At 72.9% G+C, this 26,142-nt stretch carries 25 protein-coding genes and 1 riboswitch; of the genes, 18 read left to right on the plus strand and 7 right to left on the minus strand.

Annotated elements, in window-relative coordinates; genetic code table 11:
* Positions 1-106: 106 nt before the first annotated feature.
* Positions 107-1,774 carry a DUF6350 family protein gene (locus ADK52_RS42540; protein ID WP_159046019.1) on the plus strand — a complete coding sequence of 556 codons (1,668 nt, stop codon included), beginning with the start codon at positions 107-109 and terminating at the stop codon, positions 1,772-1,774.
* Positions 1,775-1,784: 10 nt separating this feature from the next.
* Here ADK52_RS42540 and ADK52_RS24575 read toward each other — a convergent pair whose 3' ends face one another.
* Complete coding sequence (locus ADK52_RS24575) at positions 1,785-2,411, minus strand: hypothetical protein (protein WP_053692011.1); 627 nt, start codon at positions 2,409-2,411, stop codon at positions 1,785-1,787.
* Between the two features lie 312 nt (positions 2,412-2,723).
* Here ADK52_RS24575 and purN point away from each other — a divergent pair, with 312 nt between their 5' ends.
* Together purN and purH are read left to right on the plus strand one after the other, a co-directional pair.
* Complete coding sequence (gene purN, locus ADK52_RS24580) at positions 2,724-3,347, plus strand: phosphoribosylglycinamide formyltransferase (protein ID WP_053692012.1); 624 nt, start codon at positions 2,724-2,726, stop codon at positions 3,345-3,347.
* The gene (gene purH / locus ADK52_RS24585; RefSeq protein ID WP_053692013.1) at positions 3,344-4,933 is read left to right on the plus strand and encodes a bifunctional phosphoribosylaminoimidazolecarboxamide formyltransferase/IMP cyclohydrolase; all 1,590 of its coding nucleotides are present in this window, start codon (positions 3,344-3,346) and stop codon (positions 4,931-4,933) included. The genes purN and purH overlap by 4 nt, the downstream gene beginning before the upstream one ends.
* A gap of 133 nt (positions 4,934-5,066) precedes the next feature.
* Here the strand turns inward: purH and ADK52_RS24590 are convergent, their stop codons facing one another.
* The gene (locus tag ADK52_RS24590; protein WP_053692014.1) at positions 5,067-5,723 is read right to left on the minus strand and encodes a hypothetical protein; all 657 of its coding nucleotides are present in this window, start codon (positions 5,721-5,723) and stop codon (positions 5,067-5,069) included.
* Positions 5,724-5,983: 260 nt separating this feature from the next.
* On the opposite strand from ADK52_RS24590, the gene ADK52_RS24595 reads away from it, so the two are divergent.
* From ADK52_RS24595 to ADK52_RS24620, 6 genes are all read left to right on the plus strand, one after another.
* Positions 5,984-6,847: a bifunctional methylenetetrahydrofolate dehydrogenase/methenyltetrahydrofolate cyclohydrolase gene (locus tag ADK52_RS24595; protein WP_030154841.1), complete on the plus strand. Its 864-nt coding sequence runs from the start codon at positions 5,984-5,986 to the stop codon at positions 6,845-6,847.
* Positions 6,837-7,409 (plus strand): DUF3017 domain-containing protein, encoded by a 573-nt coding sequence (locus tag ADK52_RS24600; RefSeq protein WP_053692015.1) that lies wholly within the window; start codon positions 6,837-6,839, stop codon positions 7,407-7,409. Before ADK52_RS24595 ends, ADK52_RS24600 begins: the two co-directional genes overlap by 11 nt.
* Before the next feature lie 271 nt (positions 7,410-7,680).
* Complete coding sequence (locus tag ADK52_RS24605) at positions 7,681-8,670, plus strand: malate dehydrogenase (protein WP_030154844.1); 990 nt, start codon at positions 7,681-7,683, stop codon at positions 8,668-8,670.
* 188 nt (positions 8,671-8,858) lie between these two features.
* Positions 8,859-10,616, plus strand: coding sequence for a hypothetical protein (locus tag ADK52_RS24610; RefSeq protein ID WP_053692016.1), 1,758 nt, complete (start codon positions 8,859-8,861; stop codon positions 10,614-10,616).
* Positions 10,606-11,010, plus strand: a complete 405-nt coding sequence (locus ADK52_RS24615) for a hypothetical protein (RefSeq protein ID WP_053692017.1) — start codon at positions 10,606-10,608, stop codon at positions 11,008-11,010. The genes ADK52_RS24610 and ADK52_RS24615 overlap by 11 nt, the downstream gene beginning before the upstream one ends.
* Before the next feature lie 3 nt (positions 11,011-11,013).
* On the plus strand, positions 11,014-11,895 hold the full coding sequence (locus tag ADK52_RS24620) for a hypothetical protein (protein ID WP_053692018.1): 882 nt from the start codon (positions 11,014-11,016) through the stop codon (positions 11,893-11,895).
* Positions 11,896-11,928: 33 nt separating this feature from the next.
* Here ADK52_RS24620 and ADK52_RS24625 read toward each other — a convergent pair whose 3' ends face one another.
* A complete protein-coding gene (locus ADK52_RS24625; protein WP_053692019.1) occupies positions 11,929-12,432 on the minus strand; it encodes a carboxymuconolactone decarboxylase family protein in 504 nt (167 codons plus the stop codon).
* 46 nt (positions 12,433-12,478) lie between these two features.
* On the opposite strand from ADK52_RS24625, the gene ADK52_RS24630 reads away from it, so the two are divergent.
* On the plus strand, positions 12,479-13,930 hold the full coding sequence (locus ADK52_RS24630) for a PLP-dependent aminotransferase family protein (protein WP_053692020.1): 1,452 nt from the start codon (positions 12,479-12,481) through the stop codon (positions 13,928-13,930).
* A 75-nt stretch (positions 13,931-14,005) separates the two neighbouring features.
* Here ADK52_RS24630 and ADK52_RS24635 read toward each other — a convergent pair whose 3' ends face one another.
* Positions 14,006-14,866 (minus strand): hypothetical protein, encoded by an 861-nt coding sequence (locus ADK52_RS24635; protein ID WP_053692021.1) that lies wholly within the window; start codon positions 14,864-14,866, stop codon positions 14,006-14,008.
* Positions 14,867-14,963: 97 nt separating this feature from the next.
* On the opposite strand from ADK52_RS24635, the gene ADK52_RS24640 reads away from it, so the two are divergent.
* Together ADK52_RS24640 and ADK52_RS24645 are read left to right on the plus strand one after the other, a co-directional pair.
* On the plus strand, positions 14,964-15,290 hold the full coding sequence (locus tag ADK52_RS24640; RefSeq protein WP_053692022.1) for a hypothetical protein: 327 nt from the start codon (positions 14,964-14,966) through the stop codon (positions 15,288-15,290).
* 6 nt (positions 15,291-15,296) lie between these two features.
* Entirely contained in the window at positions 15,297-16,490 is a 1,194-nt protein-coding gene (locus ADK52_RS24645) for a glutathionylspermidine synthase family protein (protein WP_053692023.1), read from the plus strand.
* Here the strand turns inward: ADK52_RS24645 and ADK52_RS24650 are convergent.
* A complete protein-coding gene (locus ADK52_RS24650; RefSeq protein ID WP_159046020.1) occupies positions 16,487-17,029 on the minus strand; it encodes a hypothetical protein in 543 nt (180 codons plus the stop codon). The genes ADK52_RS24645 and ADK52_RS24650 overlap by 4 nt on opposite strands.
* A 163-nt stretch (positions 17,030-17,192) precedes the next feature.
* A complete protein-coding gene (rocD, locus tag ADK52_RS24655) occupies positions 17,193-18,395 on the minus strand; it encodes an ornithine--oxo-acid transaminase (protein ID WP_053692025.1) in 1,203 nt (400 codons plus the stop codon).
* A gap of 159 nt (positions 18,396-18,554) precedes the next feature.
* A riboswitch (ZMP/ZTP riboswitch) is annotated at positions 18,555-18,645 on the plus strand.
* 35 nt (positions 18,646-18,680) lie between these two features.
* On the opposite strand from rocD, the gene glyA reads away from it, so the two are divergent.
* From glyA to ADK52_RS24675, 4 genes are all read left to right on the plus strand, one after another.
* On the plus strand, positions 18,681-19,949 hold the full coding sequence (gene glyA, locus ADK52_RS24660) for a serine hydroxymethyltransferase (protein WP_053692026.1): 1,269 nt from the start codon (positions 18,681-18,683) through the stop codon (positions 19,947-19,949).
* Positions 19,950-20,080: 131 nt separating this feature from the next.
* The gene (trpS, locus tag ADK52_RS24665) at positions 20,081-21,094 is read left to right on the plus strand and encodes a tryptophan--tRNA ligase (RefSeq protein WP_053692027.1); all 1,014 of its coding nucleotides are present in this window, start codon (positions 20,081-20,083) and stop codon (positions 21,092-21,094) included.
* 98 nt (positions 21,095-21,192) lie between these two features.
* Positions 21,193-21,813, plus strand: coding sequence for a 2'-5' RNA ligase family protein (locus ADK52_RS24670; protein ID WP_053692028.1), 621 nt, complete (start codon positions 21,193-21,195; stop codon positions 21,811-21,813).
* Between the two features lie 166 nt (positions 21,814-21,979).
* Positions 21,980-22,936: a YihY/virulence factor BrkB family protein gene (locus ADK52_RS24675; protein ID WP_053692029.1), complete on the plus strand. Its 957-nt coding sequence runs from the start codon at positions 21,980-21,982 to the stop codon at positions 22,934-22,936.
* Positions 22,937-22,962: 26 nt separating this feature from the next.
* Here ADK52_RS24675 and ADK52_RS24680 read toward each other — a convergent pair whose 3' ends face one another.
* Positions 22,963-24,234 carry a D-alanyl-D-alanine carboxypeptidase family protein gene (locus ADK52_RS24680; RefSeq protein ID WP_063783931.1) on the minus strand — a complete coding sequence of 424 codons (1,272 nt, stop codon included), beginning with the start codon at positions 24,232-24,234 and terminating at the stop codon, positions 22,963-22,965.
* Between the two features lie 121 nt (positions 24,235-24,355).
* Here ADK52_RS24680 and ADK52_RS24685 point away from each other — a divergent pair, with 121 nt between their 5' ends.
* A complete protein-coding gene (locus ADK52_RS24685; protein ID WP_053692030.1) occupies positions 24,356-24,616 on the plus strand; it encodes an SCO4848 family membrane protein in 261 nt (86 codons plus the stop codon).
* 5 nt (positions 24,617-24,621) lie between these two features.
* Positions 24,622-26,082: a metallophosphoesterase gene (locus ADK52_RS24690; RefSeq protein ID WP_053692080.1), complete on the plus strand. Its 1,461-nt coding sequence runs from the start codon at positions 24,622-24,624 to the stop codon at positions 26,080-26,082.
* Positions 26,083-26,142 lie beyond the last annotated feature (60 nt).

Consider the following 26,142-nt stretch of genomic DNA (forward strand, 5'->3'; position numbering starts at 1 on the left):
CTGCCGACAGACCTGGGCGAAAAAGTACATAAAACGTATATTGAGCGACACCACGGACATTCGCCTGTTACCCGTCCATAGCGCGTGTCGTTGGCACCATGGCGGGGTGACCCAAGTGACCGAACGCGGGACCCCGTTGCCGGCGGCCCCCCGGGCCGCCGCCCGGCGGCGCCGTTCGCCGGCCGCCGCCGCCTGCGTGCTGGGCGGGGCCGTCGCCGCCGGGCTCGGGCTCGGCTTCCTCGCCGTGCTCGTCATCGTGCTCTGGATCAGCTCGCCCTACCCCGACAGCGGCCCCGGCGGTGCCCTGCACCTGGCCGCCGGGCTCTGGCTGCTCGCCCACGGGACCGAGCTCGTCCGGTACGAGACCCTCTCCGGAGTGCCGGCCCCCGTCGGCGTGACCCCGCTGCTGCTCGTCGCGCTGCCCGCGCTGCTCATGCGCCGGGCGGCACGGCTCGGCAGCGCATCCGGCGACGGCCGCGATGGCGGCGACGGCGGGGACGGCGACGAAGTGCTGCCCGCCTCCGCCGTCTTCTCCGCCGTGACCTGCGGATACCTCTGCGTCGGATCCCTCGCCACCGTCTACGCGGCCGCCGGCCCGATGCCCGCCGACCCCCTCAGCGCCGCCTTGCACGTCCCGCTCGTCGCCGTGCTCGCCGCCGCCGGCGGGGTCTGGGCGGCCAAGGGGCGTCCGGTCGGGCCGCTGCCGCACTGGGTTCCGGCCGCCGTGCGCCGGGCCGCCGCCCGCCCCCGCTACCCCGTCGCGCTGCGCGCCGGAGCCGCCGGGGCCCTCGTCCTGCTGGGCGGCGGCGCGCTGCTCGTCGGGGCCTCGCTCGCCTGGCACGCCGCCGAGGTCCAGGCGTCCTTCCTGGCGCTGACCGGGGTCTGGTCCGGCCGTTTCGCGGTCCTGCTCCTCGCCCTCGCGCTGCTCCCGAATGCCGTGGTCTGGGGCGCCGCCTACGCCCTCGGTCCCGGCTTCGCCCTCGGCGCGGGCGCGACCGCGACCCCGCTCGGCTTCGCCGGTTCGCCTGCGCTGCCGAGGTTCCCGCTGCTTGCGGCGCTGCCGCCGGAGGGGCCCGGGACCCTGCTGACCTGTGCGAGCGCCGGGGTGCCGCTGCTGGCCGGGCTGGCAGTCGGGTGGTTCGCCGTACGCCGGGCGCGTGAAGTCTCGTACAAGGAGACCGCCCTGACGGCGGCTCTGGGCGCCCTGGTGTGCGGGCTGCTGCTGGCCGGGCTCGCGGCGGCCTCCTCGGGGCCGCTCGGCTCGCGGGGGCTGGCGAGCTTCGGCCCGGTGTGGTGGACGACCGGCGCGGCCGCCTTCGCCTGGACCCTGCTCCTGGCGGTTCCGGTCGCGGTGTCGGTGCACTCCTGGCGGACCCGGCCCGCCCGGCAGGCGGAAGCGCTCGCGCTGGACGCCGAGGACGAGTGGCACGACAGCGGCGTACGGGAACTGCGCTGGGAGGCCCTGCGCCGGGCGGCGGGGGCCCTGATCCCGGACCTGCCCCGGGAGCCGCCGCGGGAATCCCCTCAGGAACCGCCGCCGGCCGAGGCCCCTGCGGGGCCGGTCGCCGCCGCACCCAAACCGCGGCGCCGGCTCACCGTCGTGACGGGGCTTCACCTGGACCTGACGCCGACGGATCTGACGCCGACGGACCTGACGCCGACGGGCCTGACGCCGATTCCGATTCCGGCGAAACCGGCCGGAGCGCCGCCGCGGCCCCTCGTCCCGCCCGTGGCCGGCGCCCGCGTGGTGGTCCGCCGCAAGCCGCCGGCCTGAGAGCCCGCTCCTACTGCTGGACCTTCAGGATCTTGCCCAGCATGTTGTCCGGCAGCAGGTTGTTGCACTGCAGTTCCGCCGATTTCGTGAGGGCGTCCTCACGGCAGACGTAGAAGTCCTTGTAGGCCAGCTGCAAGGCGTACGAGCTCAGCGCCAGCAGGATCGCGAGCGAGGCCGTGACCAGCCCGCCGACCGCCGCCGTCCGCTGCGGGCGCGCCGCCGGCCCCAGGGCCGCCAGGCCCCCCTGGGGGGCGGGGGCGGGATCGGGAGCGCGGCCCGTCAGGGCGTCCACCGCGGACGCGGACGAGGATGCTGCCGCCACCGGCTTCCCGCGCAGCCCGCTGATCCCCCAGTACAGGGCGAGCGCACCGAGCAGCAGACCCACCGACGGGATCCCGAAGATCCCGAAGAAGAAGCCCCACATGCCGGCCAGCAGCGCGTACCGGGCGCGCCGCTGGATCGGGTCCGTCGGGTCCCAGCGCGCCGGCCCGCCGGGGCCGGATCCGGGGTCCTCGCCCGGGCGGCCGCCGCCGTCGCCACTGCTGCGCGGCTGCCACGGCTGGTCGGGCCGGCCTTCCGGGGGAGCCGCGAAGGGGTTGTCGTCGGTGGAGGAGTCGGGCTGGCGGCGATCCGGCATCGAGTGCGTTACTTCCCCTGTGTCGTGGACGTCCAAGGACGCCGTGGGCCTCGTGAGCGGCGTGCGTCGAAGGGCTGTTGACGTGCGGCACGGTGCTGCGCACCGCGCCGTATGCGGCTTGTACGCCAGACGCTACCCCTCGCCCGTCCCCCCGTCCCTCGGGGGCCGTCCGGTGTGCCGGTATCGTTGCAGGCGGTCGGCGGCTTCGTAGGGTCACCCGTATTTCGGGGCGCCCTGCTTTCGTCTGATCACACAAGATGTACGGAAGTACGTGAAGTACGTATGGACGCATTCCCGCAGAAAGGGCCTCCCATGGCCGCCTCCCGCCTGGTCGTGCTGGTCTCCGGTTCCGGCACCAACCTCCAGGCCCTGCTCGACGCCATCGACGCCCACCCCGGCGGAGCCGAGGGCTTCGGCGCCGAAGTCGTCGCCGTGGGGGCCGACCGCGAGAACATCGCCGGCCTGGAGCGGGCCGAGAAGGCCGGGATCCCCACCTTCGTGTGCCCGGTGAAGGCGTACGCGACCCGCGAGGAGTGGGACGCCGCCCTGACCGAGGCGACCGACGCCCACGCGCCGGACCTCGTCGTGTCCGCCGGGTTCATGAAGATCGTGGGCGCCTCGTTCATCGGCCGCTTCGGCGGCCGCTTCGTCAACACGCACCCCGCCCTCCTCCCGGCCTTCCCGGGCGCCCACGGCGTACGGGACGCCCTCGCCTACGGCGCGAAGGTCACCGGCTGCACGGTCCACTTCGTGGACGCCGGCGTGGACACCGGTCCGATCATCGCCCAGGGTGTGGTCGAGGTCCGGGACGGGGACGACGAAGACGCTCTGCACGAGCGCATCAAGGAAGTCGAGCGCCAGCTGCTCGTCGACGTCGTGGGGCGCCTGGCCCGGCACGGCTACCGCATTGAGGGACGAAAGGTAACGATCCAGTGACCGCCGTAGAGAGCAGCACCACCTCGTCGAGCTCGTCGAAGCGGCCGATCCGGCGCGCGCTCGTCAGTGTCTACGACAAGACGGGACTGGAGGAGCTGGCCCGCGGCCTGCACGAGGCGGGCGTCGCGCTCGTCTCCACCGGCTCCACCGCCGCCAAGATCGCCGCGGCCGGCGTGCCCGTCACCAAGGTCGAGGAGCTCACCGGCTTCCCCGAGTGCCTGGACGGCCGGGTCAAGACCCTGCACCCGCGCGTGCACGCCGGCATCCTCGCCGACCTGCGCCTGGAGGACCACCGCAGCCAGCTCGCCGAGCTCGGCATCGAGCCCTTCGACCTGGTGATCGTCAACCTCTACCCGTTCCGGGAGACCGTCGCCTCCGGCGCCACCCCCGACGAGTGCGTCGAGCAGATCGACATCGGCGGCCCGTCGATGGTCCGCGCCGCCGCCAAGAACCACCCGTCGGTCGCCGTCGTCACCAGCCCCGCCCGGTACGCCGACGTCCTCGCCGCGGCCCAGGGCGGCGGCTTCGACCTCACCGCGCGCAAGCGGCTGGCCGCCGAGGCCTTCCAGCACACCGCCGCGTACGACGTCGCCGTGGCCTCCTGGTTCACGAATGCGTACGCCCCGGAGCCGGAGGCCGTGCTCCCCGAGTTCCTGGCCGGCGCCTGGGACCGCAAGTCCACCCTCCGCTACGGCGAGAACCCGCACCAGGCCGCCGCCCTCTACACGGACGGCCAGCCGGGCGGGCTCGCCAACGCCGAGCAGCTGCACGGCAAGGAGATGTCCTTCAACAACTACGTGGACACCGAGGCCGCCCGCCGCGCCGCGTACGACCACGACGAGCCCTGCGTCGCGATCATCAAGCACGCCAACCCGTGCGGCATCGCCGTCGGCGCGGACGTCGCGGCCGCGCACCGCAAGGCGCACGCCTGCGACCCGCTGTCGGCCTTCGGCGGCGTCATCGCCGTCAACCGCCCGGTGACCGTCGAGCTCGCCGAGCAGGTCGCGGAGATCTTCACCGAGGTCATCGCCGCCCCCTCGTACGAGGACGGCGCGGTCGAGGTCCTGGCCAAGAAGAAGAACATCCGCGTCCTCAAGGTCGACGGCACCCCGCACCAGCCGGGCGACCTGAAGCCGATCTCCGGCGGCGCGCTGCTCCAGCAGTCCGACCTCTTCCAGGCCGAGGGCGACGACCCGGCGAACTGGACCCTCGCCACCGGCGACGCCCTCTCCCCGGAGGAGCTCGCCGAACTCGCCTTCGCGTGGAAGGCCTGCCGGGCCGTCAAGTCCAACGCGATCCTGCTCGCCAAGGACGGCGCCTCGGTCGGCGTCGGCATGGGCCAGGTCAACCGCGTCGACTCGGCGAAGCTGGCCGTCGAGCGGGCGGGCGCCGAGCGCGCGCAGGGCTCGTACGCCGCCTCCGACGCCTTCTTCCCGTTCCCGGACGGGCTGGAGATCCTGACCGCCGCGGGCATCAAGGCCGTGGTCCAGCCGGGCGGTTCGGTCCGTGACGAGCAGGTCGTCGAGGCCGCGAAGGCGGCGGGCGTGACCATGTACTTCACCGGGACCCGGCACTTCTTCCACTGAGCCGGGGCCGGCTCCCCGAACACGGCGAAGGCCGCCACCCCCTGCGGGTGGCGGCCTTCGCCGTGCTGCCGGGACCGTACGTGGATCCGTACGTGGATCCGTACGTGGATCCGTACGAGGACCCGTACGGGGATCAGTAGCGCGGGCGGTTGAACCAGGCCACCGAGTCCTTGTTGACCGCGGCGATCAGGATGACCACGCCGATGGCGAGGCCGATCACACCGCCCGCCATCGAGGGGCCCGCGGCTCCGTTGCTGCTCATGGTCGCGAAGTTGGAGAGGCTGCTGAGCAGGAAGAGGACGGAGTACACGATCGTCGTGATCCGCGTGGCGTTGCCGCCCTTGCCGAACTTCACGCCGAGGACGATCGCCCACACGGCGAAGGCGATGGCGAGCAGGGCGATGGCGGCGATCACGCCGGCGGCCATCTGGCCCGAGCTGCTGCTGCCGTAGCCGCTGGAGTCGGCACTGGAGACGAAGGCCGCCCCGAGCAGGGCGAACGCGCCGATGATCAGCTGAAGGCCCGCGATGATGAAGAGGAGCACGCGCGCGGTCTTCAGCAGACCCGGCATCTGCATGGGCATGCCCGGGTAGCCGCCGGGTCCGGCCGGATAGCCCTGGTTCGGGTAGCCGTAGCCGGGCTGGCCCTGTGGGGCCTGCTGCGGGTAGGCGTAGCCGCCCTGCGGCGGGATGCCCTGCGGGGCCTGCTGCGGGTAGCCGTAGCCGGGCTGGCCCTGAGGGGCCGGCGGCTGCTGCTGCCCGTACGGGTTGTTCGGGTCGCCGAAGCTCATCTTGGGGTGTTCCTCCGTGGAAGTGCGGGGACGCACGGCACGCACGGAGGAATCACTGCGATGTGCGGTCCGCCCCCCGGCACTGCCCGCGGCACTCTTTATCCGTCATCGTGGGCCGATCGGGCCGGAGTTGTCCAGCGACGGCGCGCCGGGCCGGTCACTTGTTGTGCAAGTGCAATGAACGGGTCAAGCCCGGTACGGAGCGCCCGACCGGGCCCCGCGACTGGAAGCGAGGCCGGTCCATCCGGGAGGATGGGGCCATGACCGCCCAGATTCTCGATGGCAAGGCCACCGCCGCCGCGATCAAGTCCGAACTGACCGCCCGCGTGGCGGCGCTCAAGGCCCGGGGCATCACCCCCGGCCTCGGCACCCTGCTGGTCGGCGACGACCCGGGCAGCCGCTGGTACGTCAACGGCAAGCACAAGGACTGCGCCGAGGTCGGCATCGCGTCCATCCAGCGCGAACTGCCCGCGACGGCCTCCCAGGAGGACATCGAGGCGGTCGTACGGGAACTCAACGCGAACCCGGAGTGCACCGGCTACATCGTCCAACTCCCGCTCCCCAAGGGCATCGACACCAACCGGGTCCTGGAGCTGATGGACCCCGCGAAGGACGCCGACGGCCTGCACCCGATGTCGCTGGGCCGGCTGGTGCTGAACGAGCCGGGCCCGCTGCCCTGCACCCCGTACGGGATCGTGCAGCTGCTGCGCCACCACGGCATCGAGATCAACGGCGCGCACGTGGTGCTCCTCGGCCGCGGCATCACCGTCGGGCGCTCCATGGGCCTGCTGCTGACCCGCAAGTCGGAGAACGCCACCGTCACCCTGTGCCACACCGGCACCCGCGACCTGGCGGCCCAGCTGCGCCAGGCGGACATCATCGTGGCGGCCGCGGGCGTCCCGCACCTGGTCAAGCCGGAGGACGTGAAGCCCGGCGCGGCCGTGCTGGACGTGGGCGTCAGCCGCGACGAGAACGGCAAGATCGTCGGTGACGTGCACCCGGGCGTCGCCGAGGTGGCCGGCTGGATCTCCCCGAACCCGGGCGGTGTCGGCCCGATGACGCGGGCGCAGCTGCTCGTGAACGTCGTCGAGGCGGCGGAACGGACGTCGAACAGTGCGGGCTGAGCACGAAGCGGAAGCGGGGACCGGCGCCAAGCCCGAGCCCGGCGCCGGTGCCGGTGCCGGGGCCGAGCCCGGGGCCGCCGGTGCCGGGGCCGCCGGTGCTGAGGCCGGGGTCGCCGGTCCCGGTGCCCCTGGGGCCGGTGCTGCCGGTGCTGCCGGTGCCGCCGCCCCCGCCCCCGAGGCCGCGAAGTCGCGCCGCTTCCCCTCCATCACCAAGGACACCGCCCGCCCCGAGGGCCACGGCCGGGCCGCGCCCGGTGACGCCCTCGCGGCGCGCCAGTGGCCGATGCTCAGCGTGCTCGCCGCCACCGCCGTAGGGCTGCTCCTGACCGCGCTGGGCCACCCCCGCGCCGGCTGCCTGGTGATGGGCGTGGCCCTGATCGCGGCCTCCGTGCTGCGGCGGGTGCTGCCGCAGGTGGGGATGCTCGCGGTGCGCTCCCGCTTCACGGACATGGTCACGTACGGGCTGCTCGGCGTGGCGATCACGCTGCTCGCGCTGGTGATGGAGCCCCACGGGCTGGACATCCCGTTCATGGAGGACGCGGTCCACTTCACCGTCCGCTGAGCCGGACGAGCCGGGGTACCTGACGTACTCGTACCCGCTCGTACACCCGTCCGGCGGTGTCAGAGGGTCGAAAAGAGCGGGGAAATCCCCCTCCAGGCCTTCGAACTCCCGGTCCGTGTGCCCTGCACCACACGGACCGGGGGATTGGGTCGCCGGAAGGTCGGATAGCCTGACGCCGGATGTCTCTTCACGTCAAGATTCGCAGGGGAGCGGCGTCCGCCAGCACATGGGGCAGCGACGCCCCACCGCCAGCTGTCTAACGGAGAAGGCCATGACCCGCACTCCCGTGAATGTCACCGTCACCGGCGCCGCCGGCCAGATCGGCTACGCGCTGCTCTTCCGCATCGCGTCCGGCCACCTGCTCGGCGCGGACGTGCCGGTCAAGCTCCGCCTCCTGGAGATCCCCCAGGGCATGAAGGCCGCCGAGGGCACCGCCATGGAGCTCGACGACTGCGCCTTCCCGCTGCTCAAGGGCATCGACATCTTCGACGACCCGAACGCGGGCTTCGAGGGTGCGAACGTCGCCCTGCTCGTGGGCGCCCGCCCGCGCACCAAGGGCATGGAGCGCGGCGACCTGCTCTCCGCGAACGGCGGCATCTTCAAGCCGCAGGGCAAGGCCATCAACGACCACGCCGCGGACGACATCAAGGTCCTCGTCGTCGGCAACCCGGCCAACACCAACGCGCTCATCGCGCAGGCCGCCGCCCCGGACGTACCGGCCGAGCGCTTCACCGCGATGACCCGCCTCGACCACAACCGCGCGATCTCGCAGCTGGCCGCCAAGACCGGCGCCGCCGTCTCCGACATCAAGCGCCTCACCATCTGGGGCAACCACTCGGCGACCCAGTACCCGGACATCTTCCACGCGGAGATCGCCGGCAAGAACGCCGCCGAGGTCGTCAGCGACGAGCTGTGGCTCGCCGACACCTTCATCCCGACCGTCGCCAAGCGCGGCGCCGCGATCATCGAGGCCCGTGGCGCGTCCTCGGCCGCCTCCGCCGCGAACGCCGCCATCGACCACGTCCACACGTGGGTCAACGGCACCGCCGCGGGCGACTGGACCTCCATGGGCATCCCGTCGGACGGCTCCTACGGCGTCCCGGAGGGCATCATCTCCTCCTTCCCCGTCACCACCAAGGACGGCAAGTACGAGATCGTCCAGGGCCTGGACATCAACGAGTTCTCCCGTGCGCGCATCGACGCGTCCGTGGCGGAGCTCGTCGAGGAGCGCGACGCGGTCCGCGAGCTCGGTCTGATCTGAAGCGGCCTGATCCGACCGGCCTGACGGGCCCCGGCCGACGACCCGGCCGCCCCGTCCGACCCGGCTGATCCGATCCCGCGACACCCGAAAGGCCCCGGCGCGCGCGCCGGGGCCTTTTGGCGTGAAGTGCCCTGTCCCGCGCACCCCGCGCGCCGTACGGTTGCCCTCCTCCCGAGCGAGGAGAACCCGTGAGCGGCACATCCGACGGCAGGGCCCCCGTGGACCCCGTGGCGACAGAGGCGGGACGCCTGCTGTGCGCCGGCGCGTACCTCGACCCCACCTACCGCGACCGGGTGATCGAGGAGCTGTACGTTCACGAGGAACGGTTCCCCGCACCCTCCTACGGGTTCGACGCCGCCCGCGTCCTCGCCCACGCCCTGCGCGCCCTGCGCGCCGAAGTGGCCTGGTCGGCGGCGATCGTCGCGGTGTGGGGCCTCGGCCTCCTCCTCACCCGCACGTTCTTCCTCTTCCTGCTCGTCCCCGCGCTGCTCCTGAGCGGGGCCGGCCGCATCAAGAAGCGCCGCGAGCGGACCGGCCGGGGCGGCCGGGCCTTCGAATGGATCCTGCGCGCCTGCGCCGCCTACCTCCTCGGCCGGATCCTGTGGGGCGTGCTCCGCGGCTTCTTCGCGGACGACGCGGGCTTCGAGGGCTTCCTGGGCACCCCGGACCTGAGCTATCTCGGCCAGTACCTCGGGCACGTCCTGGAGACCGACCCGCTCGGCATCTTCATGGAGGTGCCCCGGATCGGCCAGTACTACGGCGAGGCCTACTCGTGGACGGTCATCCTGATCGCGGTACTGGTCACGCTGCTCGTCTACTTCCAGCGCGGGCACTTCGCGCAGACCATCAACTCCAAGCTCAGCCGCGCGCACTACGCGGACTGGGAGGCCGACCCGGTCGGGGGCCCGCGCTTCCACCGGGCCCAGGACCGGATCCTGCGCATGCAGCACGCGCAGGTGGTCCTGTACGACATCGACAACCCGTTCTGCGGGGCCGGCCAGGCCCGTCTGCCGTGGCAGCTGACGGTGGAGCTGCGCCCGCGCGCCGGAGCGGGGGCCCGCAGCCTCGACAACGCGGGGATCATCGAGCGGATCCGGCCCAAGCTGGAGGCCCTGCGGGTCCCCTCGCCGGGCAGCTCCGAGCGGGCGGAGGCGAGCGTACTGGACCGGCTGCGCGAGCTGGTCATCGACGAGTGCGTGTTCCTGCCGGCCGCCGGACTGCCCGACGTGGACGCGGTCGACGTGTCGGAGGAGGCGTTCGCCGAACACCGCGCCGCGGCGGTCGAGGAAGGCGGAGAGCGGCGCCGGCACTTCCTGCGCGTCCGGATCGGCGGCTGGGACGAGAACCTCGTCATCACCGTGTTCATCCGGGTCCACACGCAGGGCGGCATGCTGATGCTGGAGGTCGCCCCGCACGTGCTGCTGCCGGTGCGCCCCGATTTCCAGCGCGCCGACGACATCGCCCGGCGCCACCGCCGCAACACCCCGATCGCCAAGGTGCTGCTGGCCCTCAGCAACGCCCCCGGCTCGCTCGGCGTGGCCCTCGCCACCCTCGGCGGGGCCTGCCGGCTCCCGTGGCGGTTGGCGACCGCCGGTCACGGCGTCGCGTACGCGGCGGGGCCGGCCGCGTCCGTACGCGAACTCGCCTCGCAGCGGGAGCTGTCGCTGTTCCAGCTGATGGACCTGGACCGGTACGTGAAGACCATCCAGGAGCGCATCGTCGGCGGGGTGACGCAGGCGCTGCACGACGCGGGCTGGCACACCGAGGAGTTCGCGGAGCGCGCCGTCAACGTCGCGGAGGGCGGGGTGTTCATCCAGTCGGTGAGCAACAGCGCCTTCGGCATCAACGGCGTGAGCCACAACAGCACGGTGAACCAGGGCAAGGACACGTCGGACCGGAAGGACGGGCGCGTGCGCGCGGGCAAGGAGAGCAGAAGTGGCCAATAGCGAAGGCGAAGGCGCCGGGCAGCCCTCGGTGCGGATCGGCGACGTACGGGGCAGCGCCTTCAGCATCGGCGGCACGGACGTCAGCAACAGCACGGTCAACCACGGCGGTACGGGGACGGACGCCGGTGCGGCCGGGCCGACGGCGCAGGAGTTGCTGGAGGCCGTACGGGACCTCCGCGCGGCCCTCGTACGGCTGCCCCGGAGCGACGGGAGGGCCGCCCTCGACGCCGAACTGGACGCGGCGGCGGATGAGTTGGAGACGGCGGGCGGCGAGGGGGTCCGGCCGGGCCTGCCCGCCCGGCTGCGCGGGGCGCTGGAACGCTGGGCCCCGCTGGTGGACTCGGTGAGCGCGGCCACCGCGCTGGCCGCCCTGCTGACCTCGTTCGGGGGGTGATCCGTGGCCCCGGGGAGCGGCCCCGCCCGCTGGAACCCGCAGTCGCAGCGGTGGGAGCGCCCGCAGGACCCGGAGCGGCGCGACCGACGGGGGCGCCCGGATCCCGAGGCCGGGCGCGCGGAGCCGGGGCGCGCGGGGCCGAAGATCCCGCCGAAGCCCGCCTACCCGCCGGGCACCGCGCCGCCGGACCGGGAGGACCGGGAGGACCGGGAGGCCCCTGAGGACCCGCAGACCCCCGAGGACGCGGAGGCCCCGGCGGACACGGAGGGCCCGGCGGACGCCGACGCCCCGGCCGGCGCCGACGCCCCGGCCGGCGCCCGGCCCGCGCGGCGCACGGGGCGCCGGTGGCGGCTCCGCCTCGGGATCGCGATCGGCGTGGCGGTGGCCGCCGGCGGAGCCGCGCTGGGCGCCTCGTACCTGATGGCGGCCCCCACGGCCCTGCCCGACGGCTACAAGGTGCTGCGCAGCGCCGGGTCGGGGTTCCAGGTGGCGGTCCCGGACGACTGGGAGCTCAGCACGGCCGAGAGCGGGAGCGCGGCCGGCACGGTGTTCCGCCCCGGGCAGGGCCGGGGCGTCCTGCTCCAGGTCTTCCGGGTCACCGGCGGCCCCGACAACCCGTGCGAGGTCCTGGTCGAGGGCACCAGGGAACTCAGCTCCCGGGACGGCTACCGGCGGATCTCGCTCGAATCGAGGGACACCACCGGCTGCGAGCTCGTCTACGAGATCCCCGACGGGGAAACGAAAGGGACCGCGCACGCCATCGGGCGGCTGACCGTCGCGTCCGACGGCAGCCGCTGGGTGCTGATGGGCTACGGCCCGGCCCGCGAGGCCAAGGCCGTCCGTACGCGCATGGCGGCGGCCCTGGGCTCGTTCCGGCCGGACTGAGAGGGGTCTTCAGCCCGGCCGGCCGTCCGCCTGCTACTTGAACATGCCCGGGGTGTAGTGGCCCGGGACCATGCGCGTGGTGACCGCGAAGCGGTTCCAGACGTTGATCGTCGCGATCATGGCGATCAGGTGGGAGAGCTCCTTCTCGTCGAAGTGCTTCGCCGCCTTCTCGTACACGTGGTCGGGAACGAATCCGTCGGTCAGGACGGTCACGGCCTCGGTCAGCTCGATCGCGGCCACTTCCTTCTCGGTGTAGAAGTGGCGCGACTCCTCCAGGGCGCTGAGCTGGATGATCCGCTCGACGCTCTCGCCGGCGGCGATGGCGTCCTTGGTGTGCATGTCCAGGCAGAACGCGCAGTGGTTCAGCTGCGAGGCGCGGATCTTGACCAGTTCGATCAGGGCCGGGTCCAGGCCCTTCCTCGCGGCCATCTCCAGGCCCACGATCGCCTTGTAAACCTCGGGTGCGTGCTTGGCCCAGCCCATGCGGGGGGTGTGCTCGGGTGCGTGTGCGGTGGTGTCTTCGTACGTGGTGGTCATGTCTCCACTTTAAGAAGCAGGCGGCCCGCCCGTATGGTCCATATCCATGACGGAATCATGGGCCACTTCCGAGAACGGGACGGGTGGCGCGGGCGGCGGTGCCGGTGCCGATTTCGGCGCTGACCTGCATCTGGACCTCTCCGCCGGGCGCGGCGTGCGCGCCGGGCTCGTCGACGCGCTGCGCGAGGCCGCGCGCAGCGGGCGGCTGGCGCCCGGGACCCGGCTGCCGTCCTCGCGCTCCTTCGCCGCCGACCTCGGGATCGCGCGGAACACGGTCGCGGAGGCGTACGCCGAGCTCGTCGCCGAGGGCTGGCTGACGGCCCGCCAGGGCTCGGGCACCCGGGTCGCGGAACGGGCCCGGCCGCTGCGGCCCGCCGGGTCCGCCCGGGTCCGCCACCCCTCGCCCCGGCGGCACTCGTACAGCCTGGTGCCCGGCACCCCGGACCTGGGCGCCTTCCCGCGGGCCGCCTGGCTGACGGCGGCCCGGCGGGCGCTGACGGACGCGCCGAACGAGGCCTTCGGGTACGCGATCGACGCGCGCGGCCGGGTGGAGCTGCGGGAGGCGCTCGCCGGGTACCTGGCGCGGGCGCGCGGGGTGTACGCGGACCCGGAGCGGATCGTGCTGTGCGCGGGGTTCGCGCACGCGCTGATGCTGCTGGCGGGGGTGCTGCGGGCGCGCCGGGTACGGGACGTGGCGGTGGAGGGGTACGGCCTCTACATGCACCGGGACACGCTGACGCGGGCGGGGCTGCGGACCCGGCCGCTGGCGGTGGACGACGCGGGCGCCCGGACGCAGGACCTGTCGGGGCCGGTGGGCGAGGGCGCCGGGGCGGTGCTGCTGACCCCCGCGCACCAGTTCCCCACCGGGGCGGCGCTGACCCCGGCCCGCCGGGCGGCGGCGGTCGACTGGGCCCGGAGCACGGGCGGGCTGATCGTGGAGGACGACTACGACGGGGAGTTCCGCTACGACCGCCAGGCGGTGGGCGCGTTGCAGGGCCTGGATCCGGACCGCGTGGTGTACCTCGGCACGGTGAGCAAGTCGCTCGCGCCGGGGCTGCGGATGGGGTGGATGGTGGTGCCGCCGGGGCTGCTGGACGAGGTCGTCGCGGCGAAGGGGAAGACCGACTGGACGTCGAGCGCCCTGGACCAGCTGACGCTGGCGGAGTTCATCCGGTCCGGGGCCTACGACCGGCACGTGCGCGGGATGCGGCTGCGGTACCGGCGGCGCCGGGACGAACTGGTCGCGGCGGTTTCCGGCCGGGTGGCGGTGTCGGGCGTCGCGGCGGGCCTGCACGCGGTGCTGGACCTCCCGGCGGGGACCGAGGCCGCGGCCCTGCGGGCCGCGGCCTGGCAGGACCTGGCGGTGGTGCCCCTGTCCTTCTTCGCCCACCCGGACGCGGAGCTCCCCCGGCGGGAGGCGCTGGTGGTCGGCTACGGCACCCCGCCCACGAGCGCCTGGTCGGCGACCCTGACGGCCCTGCTCGCCGCTCTGCCGTAGGGGGTGTCCGCACGGTCCTGCCTGACCCGCGGCGTCCGGTGCGGCCCCTCGCCGCACCGGGGCGAACCCCGCGCCTCAGGCGTCGACGGGGCCGGGACGCGCCGGCTCCGGCTCCGGGTTCGGGTTCGGCGGTTCGCCGAAGCGGGCCAGGGCCAGGGCGCCGGCCACCGCCACCGCGAAGCCGAGGACCGCCAGCCAGGCCAGGCCCTCGCGGGTGCGGTCGCCGAGCCAGACCACGCCCACCACCGCCGGGCCGATCGTCTCGCCGAGCACCATGCCCGCCGTGGCCACCGTCACCGAGCCGCGCTGGAGCGCCGAGGTGAGCAGGAGGAACGCCGCGCCGCCGCCCAGCAGGAGTGCGTACAGCGCCGGGTTCGCGAACGACGCGAGCGAGACGTCGTCGATGAGGCGGACCGCCACCTCCACCACCCCGAACCCCGTCCCCGCCGCCAGACCGAGGACCAGCGCCCGCGTCGGGTCCGGGAGCCCCCCGGCCACCGCCCCCACCAGCAGCACCAGTACCGCCACTCCCAGCAGCCCCAGTTTCAGCGCGAACGAACCCGTCCCCGAGCCCTCCTCGCCCGACGCCAGCGCCAGCATCGCCAGCCCCGCGCACACCATCCCCACCGCGCCCCACTCGGCCCCGCTCAGCCGTACGTGCAGCAGCCGAGCCGAGACCACCGCCGTCACCGCGAGGCTCGCCGCCAGCGCCGCCCCCACCGTGTAGATCGGGAGGTTCCGCAGCGCCACGATCTGGAGGACGAACCCGGCCGCGTCCAGCCCCAGGCCCGCCACGTACCGCCACTGCCGGGCCGCCCGCAGCAGCAGCGCGGTGTCCAGCCCGGACCCGGTCCCCGGCTCCGCCGCCCGCGCGGCCATCGCCTGGAGCACCGACGCCGTACCGAAACAGACCGCCGCACCGAGCGCGCAAACCATCCCAAGGAGCACGAAATGACTCTAGATCATGGAGGTCATGCGGGGGTTTCGACGGCCGGATTCCATCGCTTCGCCGCCCCGTTCTAGTCTGTCCGCCATGGACGACAGCAGTACGAGCAGCAGCAACACCACCGGCACCACCCGACGCCGCATGCGCTCCGGCGGCGTCGCCCTCGGCGGCATGGGCCTGCTCGCCGCCGCCCTCGTGGCCTGCGGCAGCAGCAGCGAGCCCGACAAGCGCTGCGCGGACCGCGTCACCCTGGAGAAGCTGAACACCAAGGAGTGCAAGAGCGGCGGCCGCGGCGCGTACTACTACGGCGGCTCCAGCGCCTCCAACAACCGCGTCAGCGGCGGCAGCTTCGACAAGTCCGCCGTCACCCGCGGCGGCATCGGCGGCAGCCACAAGAGCTCCTCGGGCGGCTGATCCAGCGTGCAGCGCCACACCATCGAGCCGCGCCCCGACTGGCAGAAGACCGTCGAGGAGCAGGGGCTGATCTACCCCCTCACCCGCTACCCCGACGACTCCCTGCGCCCCTACTGGGACGAGAGCGCGTACTACTCCTTCTCGCTCCCCGAGGTGGAGGCGCTGGAGAACGTCGTCGAGGAGCTGCACGCCATGTGCCTGGCCGCGGCCGCGCACATCGTCGAGCACGACCGCTTCGCCGACCTCGGCATCACCGATGCGCGCCTCGCGCGGCTCATCGCCGAGTCCTGGCGCCGGCGCGCCGAACAGCCCTCCCTCTACGGCCGGTTCGACCTGCGCTACGACGGCTCCGGCAGCCCGGCCAAGATGCTGGAGTACAACGCCGACACCCCGACCTCCCTCGTGGAGGCGGCCAGTCCGCAGTGGTTCTGGATGGAGGAGCGCTTCCCCGGCGCCGACCAGTGGAACTCCCTCCACGAGCGGCTCGTCGAAGCCTGGCGCCGGCAGGCGGAACTGCTGCCGCCCGGCCCGGTCCACTTCGCGCACTCCGAGACGGACGAGCTCGGCGAGGACCTGATGACGGTCGCCTACCTCCAGGAGACCGCCGAGCAGGCGGGCCTGGCGACCGTGGAGCTGTCCGTCGAACAGATCGGCTGGGACAGCCTGTCGGGCCGGTTCGTCGACCGGGGGCTCGGCTTCATCCGCAGCTGCTTCAAGCTCTACCCGTGGGAGTGGCTGGCCACCGACACGTTCGGCCCGCAGGTCCTCGGCACGTACGACCACGGCGGCGGCTCCGGGACCACCACCTGGATCGAGCCGCTGTGGAAGATGCTGCTGTCCAACAAGGCGCTGCTGGCGATCCTGTGGGAGCTCTTCCCGGAGCACCCGAACCTGCTGCCCGCCTACCTCGACGGCCCGCGCGAGCTCGCGGAGACCACCGGGTACGCGGCGAAGCCGCTGCTGGGCCGCGAGGGCGCCGGGGTCACCCTGCACCCGGCCGGCGGCGACGAGCCGTTCACGCCGGCCGAGGGGGAGACGTACGTCTTCCAGGGCCTGGCCCCGCTCCCCGACTTCGACGGCAACCGCGTGGTGCTCGGCGCCTGGGTCGTCGAGGAGGAGGCGGCGGGCCTGGGCATTCGCGAATCGGCGGGCCCGGTCACGGACGAGTACGCCCGCTTCCTGCCCCACGTCATCCTCTAGCGGTTCGCGCAGGTGATCTTGAAGCCGTTGTCGGCGCCTGCCGTCCAGCCCTTCACGTAGGCGTCGGATCGCGTCTGGCTCTGGTCCGGCTCGGGCGGCTTGCCGGCGCAGTCCGTCTTGCCCGCCTGCCTGCCGGCCGAGAACCCGGCCGCGTAACCCTGCTCGAAGTCCTTCTTGGGCGACTGCGGGGCCGGGGGAGTGCCCGCCGGCCCGACCTTGCAGTTCACGAAGACGAACTGCTGGTCCTCGTTCACCGCGAGGACGGTGTAGTCGACGTTCTTCTGGAACCGCTGCACGCGGAAGTTCCCGTCCGCGTCGATGTTCAAGGGCTCGGTGGATTCACCGTCGTTGAGGTTGCGCGGGGGCGTGAATCCCTCGCCGGTGATGATGACGGACATCCCGTTCGGGGCGGGGGTGACCGTACAGCTGGCGGCGGGCGCCGCCGCGGCGGTGGGCGGTGCGAGTGCGGCGACGCCGCCGAGTGCGACGCAGGAGGTCAGGACGGCGCAGATCAACGTGCGTCGGTTGCGTCGGTGCATGAGTGCTCCCATCGGAGGTCGGCCCGGAATGATCAGGGGCGCGCACCCGCAAGGGTCCTTCCATCGTCCGGCGGACCGCACACGCTGTCCACCGCGGCGGCGTGCACGGCCGGGACCAGCGCGAGCCCGGCCGTGCACGCCGTCGAAACGCCGCCGAACGCCGTCAGGCGGCCAGCACCTCCCGCAGCTGGTCCAGGCCCCAGTCCAGGTCCTCCTTGCTGATCACCAGCGGGGGTGCGATGCGGATCGTCGCCCCGTGGGTGTCCTTGACGAGCACACCCCGCTCCATCAGCCGCTCGGAGATCTCCCGGCCCGTGCCGTGCGCCGGGTCGATGTCGACACCCGCCCACAGCCCGCGCCCGCGTACGGCGGTCACCGAGCCGCCGACCAGCAGGTTCAGCTCCCGGTGCAGGTGGTCGCCGAGCTCGGCGGCGCGCTGCTGGTGCTCGCCGGAGCGCAGCATCGCGATCACCTCCAGGGCGACCGCGCAGGCCAGCGGGTTGCCGCCGAAGGTGGAGCCGTGCTCGCCGGGCCGGAACACCCCGAGCACGTCCCGGTCGGCGATGACGGCCGAGACCGGGACCACGCCGCCGCCCAGCGCCTTGCCGAGGATGTACACGTCCGGTACGACGTCCTCGTGCTCGCATGCGAAGGTCTTGCCGGTCCGGCCCAGACCCGACTGGATCTCGTCCGCCATGAACAGGACGTTCCGCTCGCGCGTGAGCTCCCGTACGCCCTGGAGGTAGCCGGCGGGCGGCACCAGTACCCCGGCCTCGCCCTGGATCGGCTCCAGCAGCACGGCCACGGTGTTCGCCGTGACGGCCGCCGCCAGCGCGGTGAGGTCCCCGTACGGAACGATCTCGAACCCGGGGGTGTAGGGCCCGTAGTGGTCGCGCGCCTCGTGGTCCGTCGAGAAGCTCACGATGGTCGTCGTACGGCCGTGGAAGTTGTTGGCCGCGACCACGATCTTGGCCTGCCCGTCCGGGACGCCCTTGACCTCGTAACCCCACTTGCGGGCGGTCTTCACCGCCGTCTCCACGGCCTCCGCGCCCGTGTTCATCGGCAGCACCATCTCCTTGCCGCACAGCGCGGCGAGCTCGCTGCAGAAATCGGCGAACCGGTCGTGGTGGAAGGCCCGCGAGGTGAGGGTGACCCGCTCCAGCTGCGCCTTGGCCGCATCGAGCAGACGGCGGTTGCCGTGGCCGAAGTTGAGCGCCGAGTAGCCCGCGAGCATGTCCAGGAACCGGCGGCCTTCCACGTCCGTCATCCACGCGCCTTCCGCGGACGCCACGACGACGGGCAGCGGGTGGTAGTTGTGCGCGCTGTGCGCCTCGGCGGAGCGCAGGGCTTCAGCAGTTGTCGACACGGGGTCTCCGATCGTCGGGGGCGGGCGTGATGGAGGTGACGGGGCTGATGGAGGCGACGGGGGTGTCGTCACCTGCGTCACGTCACCTTGTATACGGCTATACGTCGCTCGTATACCGGACGGGGAAACCTTTCTTGTGGACCGCCCGCTAAGGTGAGCGGTACGCACGGCGACTGGCGTACGGAGAACCAACTCCGGGGGAGTCGTGCGCGCACGACCGCATACAGGGCCGCTCGCCTGGGCCTCGCGGGGACGAGATCTGACATCGACCCCGGAGGAGCCGCCATGAGCGCGAGCCGCCACCCCGCCCTGACCGCCGCCGACCCCGAGCTGGCGTCCTTCGTCGCCGCCGAGGAAACGCTTCAGGCGGAGACACTGCGCCTGATCCCGAGCGAGAACTACGTGTCCGCCGCCGTGCTCGAAGCCTCCGGCACGGTGCTGCAGAACAAGTACAGCGAGGGTTACCCGGGCCGCCGCTACTACGAGGGCCAGCAGAACATCGACCGCGTCGAGGCGCTGGCCGTCGAGCGGGCGAAGGGCCTGTTCGGGGTGGACCACGCCAACGTCCAGCCGTACTCCGGCTCTCCGGCGAACCTCGCGGTGTACCTGGCCTTCGCGAAGCCGGGCGACACGGTGATGGGCATGGCCCTGCCGATGGGCGGCCACCTGACGCACGGCTGGGGGGTCTCGGCGACGGGGTCCTGGTTCCGCGGCGTGCAGTACGGGGTGTCCGCCGGGACGGGGCTGATCGACTACGACGCCGTGCGCGAACTCGCGCTGGCCGAGCGCCCGAAGATCATCTTCTGTGGCGGTACGGCGCTCCCGCGCACGATCGACTTCGAGGCGTTCGCCTCGATCGCCCAGGAGGCCGGCTCGGTCCTCGTCGCCGACGTGGCCCACATCGCGGGCCTGATCGCGGGCGGGGCACACCCGTCGCCGGTCGGGCACGTGGACGTGGTCTCCACGACCACGCACAAGACGCTGCGCGGGCCGCGGGGCGCGATGCTGATGTGCCGCGAGGAGCACGCGAAGGCCATCGACAAGGCGGTCTTCCCGGGCCTCCAGGGCGGCCCGCACAACCAGACGACGGCGGGCATCGCGGTGGCCCTGCACGAGGCGGCGCAGCCGTCGTTCGTGACGTACGCGCACGCGGTGGTCGCCAACGCGAAGGCGCTGGCGGAGGCGCTGCTGGCCCTGGGCTTCGACCTGGTGTCGGGCGGTACCGACAACCACCTGATCCTGATGGACCTGACCTCGCGGGGGGTGCCGGGCAAGGTGGCGGCCAAGGCGCTGGACCGCGCCGGGATCGTCGTGAACTACAACACGGTCCCGTTCGACCCCCGCAAGCCGTTCGACCCGTCCGGCATCCGCATCGGCACCCCGTCGCTGACCTCGCGGGGCCTGGGGACGGACCACATGCCGCTGGTGGCGGACTGGATCTCCCGAGCCGTGGACGCCGCGGCGAAGCAGGACGAACCGGCCCTGGCGGCCATCCGCACCGAGGTGGCGGACCTGATGTCGGCCTACCCGGCCCCGGGCCTGCCGCTGTCCTGACCGGCCCCCCGACCGGTCTCCCGACCGGCCCCCCGAACCGTCTTCCGACCCGTCCCACCCCCGGGGCTCCGCCCCGGGGGTTTCGGACAGGTGCGGACCGCCGCGGCCGCCGCACCTGAGAGAATGAAGCCATGGCTTCTGATCGTCCTCGCGCGCTCTCCGGCATCCAGCCCACCTCCGGCTCGTTCCACCTCGGGAACTACCTCGGAGCCATCCGCCAGTACGTCGCCTTGCAGGAGACGCACGACGCGTTCTACATGGTCGTCGACCTGCACGCGATCACCGTGCCGCAGGATCCGAAGGACCTGCGCGCCAACACCCGGCTCTCCGCCGCGCAGCTGCTCGCCGCAGGTCTCGACCCGGACCGCTGCACGCTCTTCATCCAGAGCCACGTCCCCGAGCACGCACAGCTCGGCTGGGTCATGAACTGCATCACCGGCTTCGGCGAGGCCAGCCGGATGACCCAGTTCAAGGACAAGTCCGCCAAGGGCGGCGTCAACAACGCCACCGTCGGCCTGTTCACGTACCCGATCCTCCAGGTCGCCGACATCCTGCTGTACCAGGCCAACGCGGTGCCCGTCGGCGAGGACCAGCGCCAGCACATCGAGCTGACCCGCGACCTGGCCGAGCGCTTCAACCAGCGCTTCGGCCCGACCTTCACGCTCCCGGCCGCGCACATCGTCAAGGAGGTCGCGAAGATCTACGACCTCCAGGACCCCTCGATCAAGATGTCGAAGTCGGCGTCCTCCCCCAAGGGCCTGATCAACCTCCTCGACGAGCCCAAGGTCACCGAGAAGAAGATCAAGAGCGCGGTCACCGACACCGAGGCCGAGGTCCGCTTCGACACCGAGAACAAGCCCGGCGTCAGCAACCTGCTCACGATCTACTCCACCCTCACGGGGGAGTCGATCCCGGCCCTGGAGGCCCGCTACGAGGGCAAGGGCTACGGCGCGCTCAAGACGGACCTGGCCGGCGTGATGGTCGATTTCGTCACACCGTTCAAGCAGCGCACCCAGGAGTACCTGGACGACCCGGAGACCCTGGATTCCATCCTGGCCAAGGGCGCGGAGAAGGCCCGCGCGGTCGCCGCCGAGACCCTGGCGCAGGCCTACGACCGCCTCGGTCTGGTGCCCGCGAAGCACTGACCGCCGGAGGCCCTGGCAATCCGGGGGGTGCTGGCCCCACACTGGGTCGGCAGGACCCGTACGCAACCCGTACACACCAGACGACGGAGGAGACATACGTGGGGACCGTAACGCTCGGCGTTTCGATCGCGGTCCCGGAGCCGTACGGCAGCCAGCTCCAGCAGCTGCGCGCCGGCTTCGGGGACGTTGCCGCGCACGGCATCCCCACGCATGTCACCCTCGTCCCGCCCACCGAGGTGGAGGCGGACCGGCTGCCGGAGATCAGGGCCCACCTGGCCGAGGTCGCGTCCGCCTTCGGCCCCTTCGGGATGCGCCTGGCGGGCACCGGAACGTTCCGCCCGCTCTCTCCGGTCGTCTTCGTCCAGGTCGTCGAGGGCGGTACGGGCTGCACCCGGCTCCAGGGCCTGGTCCGCGACCCGGACGGGCCGCTCAGCCGCGAGCTGGCGTTCCCGTACCACCCGCACGTCACGGTCGCCCACGGCATCTCCGAGGAGGCGATGGACCTGGCGTTCGCCACCCTCGCCGACTACGCGGCGCAGTGGACGTGCACCGGCTTCGCGCTCTACGAGCAGGGCTCGGACGGGGTCTGGCGCAAGCTGCGCGAATACCCTTTCGGCACGGGCCCGATCGCCGGGGTCCCGGCGCAGCTGGGCTCACCGGTCGATGAGGCGGCGCAGGCCGCGGGCCCCGCGGGCGAGACGGCCGTACGGCGCTCCTGACGCAGCGGCCTGAGGGTCTGGCGGGCGTGGAAGCGGAGCGTACGCAGGAGCAGGGTGGGGAAGGAACAGCCCGTCGGAAGCGCTTCGCGAAAAGTCACAATCGACGACCGTAGCGCCCGGACCGGATAATCCCGGCTATTTCCGTCGGCTCATTTACCGTGACTCCATGGACTGGCTGACGAAACTCCCGGTGATCGGCCCGCTCGTGGTCCGGTTGATGAGGACCCACGCCTGGCGCGCCTACGAGCGCCTCGACCGGGTCCACTGGAGCCGGCTCGCCGCCGCGATCACCTTCATCAGCTTCATCGCGCTCTTCCCGCTGATCACCGTGGCCGCCGTCATCGGCGTCGCACTGCTCAGCCAGGAGCAGCTGGACCGGCTTCAGAAGAACCTCACCGAGCAGGTCCCCGGCATCTCCGACCAGCTCGACATCAACGGCCTCGTCGCCAACGCGGGCACGGTCGGGCTCGTCGCCGCCGCCCTGCTGCTCGTCACCGGCATCGGGTGGGTCGGCTCGATGCGGGACTGCCTGCGCGCGGTGTGGGAGAAGGACGACGAGGACCTGGGGAACCCCATCGTCCGCAAGGGCAAGGACGCGCTCGTGCTCGTCGGCCTCGGCGGAGTGGGCCTGGCCTCGGCGGCGGCCTCGATCCTGGGCTCCAGCGCGGTCGGAAAGTTCGGCGGCTGGCTGGGCGTGCCGCAGCACGGCGCGGGCGGCGCGCTCCTGCGCGCCGGCGCCTTCCTCGTCGGCGTCGTCGCCGCCTTCCTGATCCTGCTGTACGTGCTGACCCTGCTGCCCGGCGTGGAACCGCCGCGCCGCCACCTGATCCAGGCCGCCCTCCTCGGCGCGGCCGGCTTCGAACTGCTGAAACTGCTGCTCAGCGGCTATATGCGCGGGGTCGCCGCGAAGAGCATGTACGGGGCCTTCGGCGTGCCCGTCGCCCTGCTGATCTGGATCAACCTCATGGCGAAGCTGCTGCTGTACTGCTCCGCCTGGACGGCCACCCGCGCCGACGCGGACGGCGACGGCGCGCAGAGCCCGGAGGAACCGGAGGAGCCGGTGGGCCCGGAGGACCCGGAGAAGCGGGCGGGCGGGACGGCCGGGAAGGCCCAGGACACCTAGGCCGTGTCCTTTGGATCAGGCCGGGCCTACGACACCTCGCCGCCGCCGCCGCCACCACCGCCACCGGCGCGGCGGCCGCGCGGCCCACGCGGCCAGCGCCGGTTGACCGCGTACGCCCCGCCCGCGATCACGGCCAGCGCCCCGCCCGCGACCCCGAGCGCAGTGCCGACACCGCCGCCCGCGCCCTCACCGGCCGCCGAGGAGTTGTTCTCGTGCGACTGGGCGGGGGAGCCGAGCGAGGAGGTGTCCGCGCTCTTCGGCGGGACCAGCTCGCCCACCGGCTTGACCTTGCCGATCGCCGCGAACCCCCAGTCGAACAGGTTGGCCGTCTCCTCGTAGACCGAGTTCAGCCCGCCCGAGGCCGGGTTCATCACCGTGACCAGCAGCTTCTTGTTGCCCTGCTGCGCCGCGCCGGTGAAGGTCGACCCGGCCATGGTCGTGTTGCCGTTCTTCACCCCCGCGATGCCCTTGTACGGGGAGAGCCCGCCGGAGCCCGTCATCAGCCGGTTGGTGTTCTGGATCTCGAAGTACTCCCGCGGCTTCCCGGGCTCCTGCCGCCCCGGGAACTTCGCCTCCGCCGTCCCGCAGTACTCCCGGAAGTCCTGCTTCTGCAGCCCGGAGCGGGCGATGAGGGTGAGGTCGTACGCGCTCGACACCTGCTCCGGGGCGTCGTACCCGTCCGGCGACACCACGTGCGTGTCGAGGGCCTGGAGCTCCTCGGCGTGCGCCTGCATGTCCTTGACGGTCTTGTCGATGCCGCCGTTCATGGCGGCCAGCACGTGCACGGCGTCGTTCCCGGACCGCAGGAACACCCCGAGCCACAGGTCGTGCACCGAGTACTCGTGGTCCTCCTTGACCCCGACGAGGCTGGAGCCCGCGCCGACGCCCTCCATCTCCTGCTGGGTGACCTTGTGGACCTGGTCCTTCGGGAGGCTCGGCAGCACCGTGTCCGCGAAGAGCATCTTCAGGGTGGAGGCCGGGGGCAGCCGCCAGTGCGCGTTGTTGGCGGCCAGCACCTCGCCGGTCTCGGCGTCGGCCACGATCCACGAACGCCCCGTCAGGTTCGCCGGCAGCGCGGGCGCCCCGGCGAGGGGGTTCACCTGCACCCCCGGCTTGCCGAGCAGGGCCCCGCCGACGGTGGACATCGACGCCGGCGGCGCGGCCGCGGCCGGGGTCTTGGGCGGCTGCGCTTTCCCGTCCGACGGCGGAGCGGGCGCGGCGTGCGCGGGCACCACGAGCATCGCGGGGACCAGCAGCCCGGCGGAAAGGACCGTCAGCGCGGTCTTCTTGGCAGACACGCAGGTGAAAGTACATCCCGATCGGCTGTCCGCAGTCAGGGACCGGCCAACATGGCCGAACCACCGCCGGTACAGCCCACCCCGACGCGTCCGTCCTGGGGACCGAACCGATACTGGGGGCATGAAACTCAGCCGCGCCGTCTCCTGGTTCCTGCTCGCCTTCGGAGTGTGGAGCTGGTTCATCTGGGCAACTTTCGTCCGGAACCTGTGGAAGGACGCCAGTGGTCTGGCATTCGACGCGGCGGGCGAGCCGACGGCCTACTTCTGGGTACACCTTCTCTTGGCCATCGCCTCCTTTCTCCTGGGGACGGCCGTTGGTGTGATCGGGTTGCGCGGAGTCCTCGCGCTGCGGCGTGAATCACGCCGGGGTCCGGAGGCGTGAAGGTCCTGCTCTTCGCGGTGATCGCGCTGGTGGTCCTGGCCCTGCTGGTGCTGGTCCACCGCTGGCTGTGGGTCCGGCTGGTCCGCGATACGACGCGCCCGGGCGCCGCGGCGCGCCGCATCGGGACGGCCCTCGCCTTCACGCTGCCGCTCCTCTCGCTGGCCGCCCTCACCTCGGGCCGCGCCGGCGCCCCCTTCTGGCTCCAACAGTCCGTGGCCTGGCCGGGTTACATGTGGCTGGCGGTCCTCCTGTACCTGTCCCTGGCGATGCTGGTGGCGGAGCCCGTCCGGGCGTTCCTGCTCCGCCGGACGCCTACCGGCATCGCCGGCCACGTCCAGCCCCGCGGGCGTTCGAGGCGCGGGGGGTCCCCCCAGCGCAGCGAGGGGGAGGGTCCGGGGGCAGAGCACCCGGGCCTTCCCGGGTCCGGGGGAGGTGGAAGGGCGGGTGGGGGACCGGCCCCGCAGGGCGCCCCCGCCACCGACCCGGCCACCCTGGCCCCGCCGACGCAAGCCCCCGCCGGAGCGCCCCCGGCGACGCAGGCCCCAGGCACCCCGGCGCAGGCCTCGGCCGCAGCCCCGGCGGCGCAGGCCCCGGCCGCAGCGGCCGAGCCGGCCGAAGCCCCGGCCGAAGCCCCCGGCGGAGCCACCCGCCGCCAGTTCGTCGCGCGAGCGGTCGGCGGCGCCGCCGCCCTCGCGGCCACCGGAACCGTGGCCACCGGCACGTACGGAGTTCTCCGCGGCCCCCGCGTCAAGCGCGTCCGGGTCCCCCTCGCCAAACTGCCCCGCGCGGCGCACGGCTTCCGCATCGCCGTGGTCAGCGACATCCACCTCGGCCCGATCCTCGGCCGCGCCCACACCACCCGCATCGTCGAGACGGTCAACCGCACCCAGCCCGACCTCATCGCCATCGTCGGCGACCTCGTGGACGGCAGCGTCCAGGACCTCGGCAGCGCCGCCGAGCCCCTGCGCCGGCTCTCCGCCCGCCACGGCTCGTACTTCGTCACCGGCAACCACGAGTACTTCTCCGGCGCCCAGCAGTGGATCGACCACGTCCGCGAGCTCGGCCTCACCCCCCTGGAGAACGCCCGCCGCGCCCTCCCGTACTTCGACCTCGCCGGCGTCAACGACGTCCAGGGCGAGACGGAGGGCCACGGTCCGGACTTCACGGCCGCGCTCGGCGACCGCGACCCGGCCCGCGCCGCCGTACTCATGGCCCACCAGCCGGTCGTCATCCACGACGCCGTCCGCCACGGCGTCGACCTCCAGCTCTCCGGCCACACCCACGGCGGCCAGCTCTGGCCCGGCAACTACCTCGCCGAACTCGCCAACCCCACCGTCGCCGGGCTGGAGCGCTACGGCGACACCCAGCTCTACGTCTCGCGCGGCGCGGGCGCCTGGGGCCCGCCGGTCCGGGTCGGGGCCCCGTCCGACATCACGGTCGTCGAACTCGCCTCATACCAGGCCTGACCGGGCGCAAGCGGTAACGACCCGCCGTGAATCGGCCTTCCCGAGGCTGAAATTCCGTGA

The sequence above is a fragment of the Streptomyces sp. WM6372 genome, from assembly GCF_001279655.1.
GTDB lineage: Bacteria > Actinomycetota > Actinomycetes > Streptomycetales > Streptomycetaceae > Streptomyces.

Coding starts and splice junctions, on each gene's coding strand:
- ADK52_RS24575 (WP_053692011.1), bottom strand. CDS start 2,411: ATGCCGGATCGCCGCCAGCCCGACTCCTCCACCGACGACAACCCCTTC.
- purN (WP_053692012.1), top strand. CDS start 2,724: ATGGCCGCCTCCCGCCTGGTCGTGCTGGTCTCCGGTTCCGGCACCAAC.
- ADK52_RS24590 (WP_053692014.1), bottom strand. CDS start 5,723: ATGAGCTTCGGCGACCCGAACAACCCGTACGGGCAGCAGCAGCCGCCG.
- ADK52_RS24595 (WP_030154841.1), top strand. CDS start 5,984: ATGACCGCCCAGATTCTCGATGGCAAGGCCACCGCCGCCGCGATCAAG.
- ADK52_RS24605 (WP_030154844.1), top strand. CDS start 7,681: ATGACCCGCACTCCCGTGAATGTCACCGTCACCGGCGCCGCCGGCCAG.
- ADK52_RS24625 (WP_053692019.1), bottom strand. CDS start 12,432: ATGACCACCACGTACGAAGACACCACCGCACACGCACCCGAGCACACC.
- ADK52_RS24630 (WP_053692020.1), top strand. CDS start 12,479: ATGACGGAATCATGGGCCACTTCCGAGAACGGGACGGGTGGCGCGGGC.
- ADK52_RS24635 (WP_053692021.1), bottom strand. CDS start 14,866: ATGGTTTGCGCGCTCGGTGCGGCGGTCTGTTTCGGTACGGCGTCGGTG.
- ADK52_RS24640 (WP_053692022.1), top strand. CDS start 14,964: ATGGACGACAGCAGTACGAGCAGCAGCAACACCACCGGCACCACCCGA.
- ADK52_RS24650 (WP_159046020.1), bottom strand. CDS start 17,029: ATGCACCGACGCAACCGACGCACGTTGATCTGCGCCGTCCTGACCTCC.
- glyA (WP_053692026.1), top strand. CDS start 18,681: ATGAGCGCGAGCCGCCACCCCGCCCTGACCGCCGCCGACCCCGAGCTG.
- trpS (WP_053692027.1), top strand. CDS start 20,081: ATGGCTTCTGATCGTCCTCGCGCGCTCTCCGGCATCCAGCCCACCTCC.
- ADK52_RS24675 (WP_053692029.1), top strand. CDS start 21,980: ATGGACTGGCTGACGAAACTCCCGGTGATCGGCCCGCTCGTGGTCCGG.
- ADK52_RS24685 (WP_053692030.1), top strand. CDS start 24,356: ATGAAACTCAGCCGCGCCGTCTCCTGGTTCCTGCTCGCCTTCGGAGTG.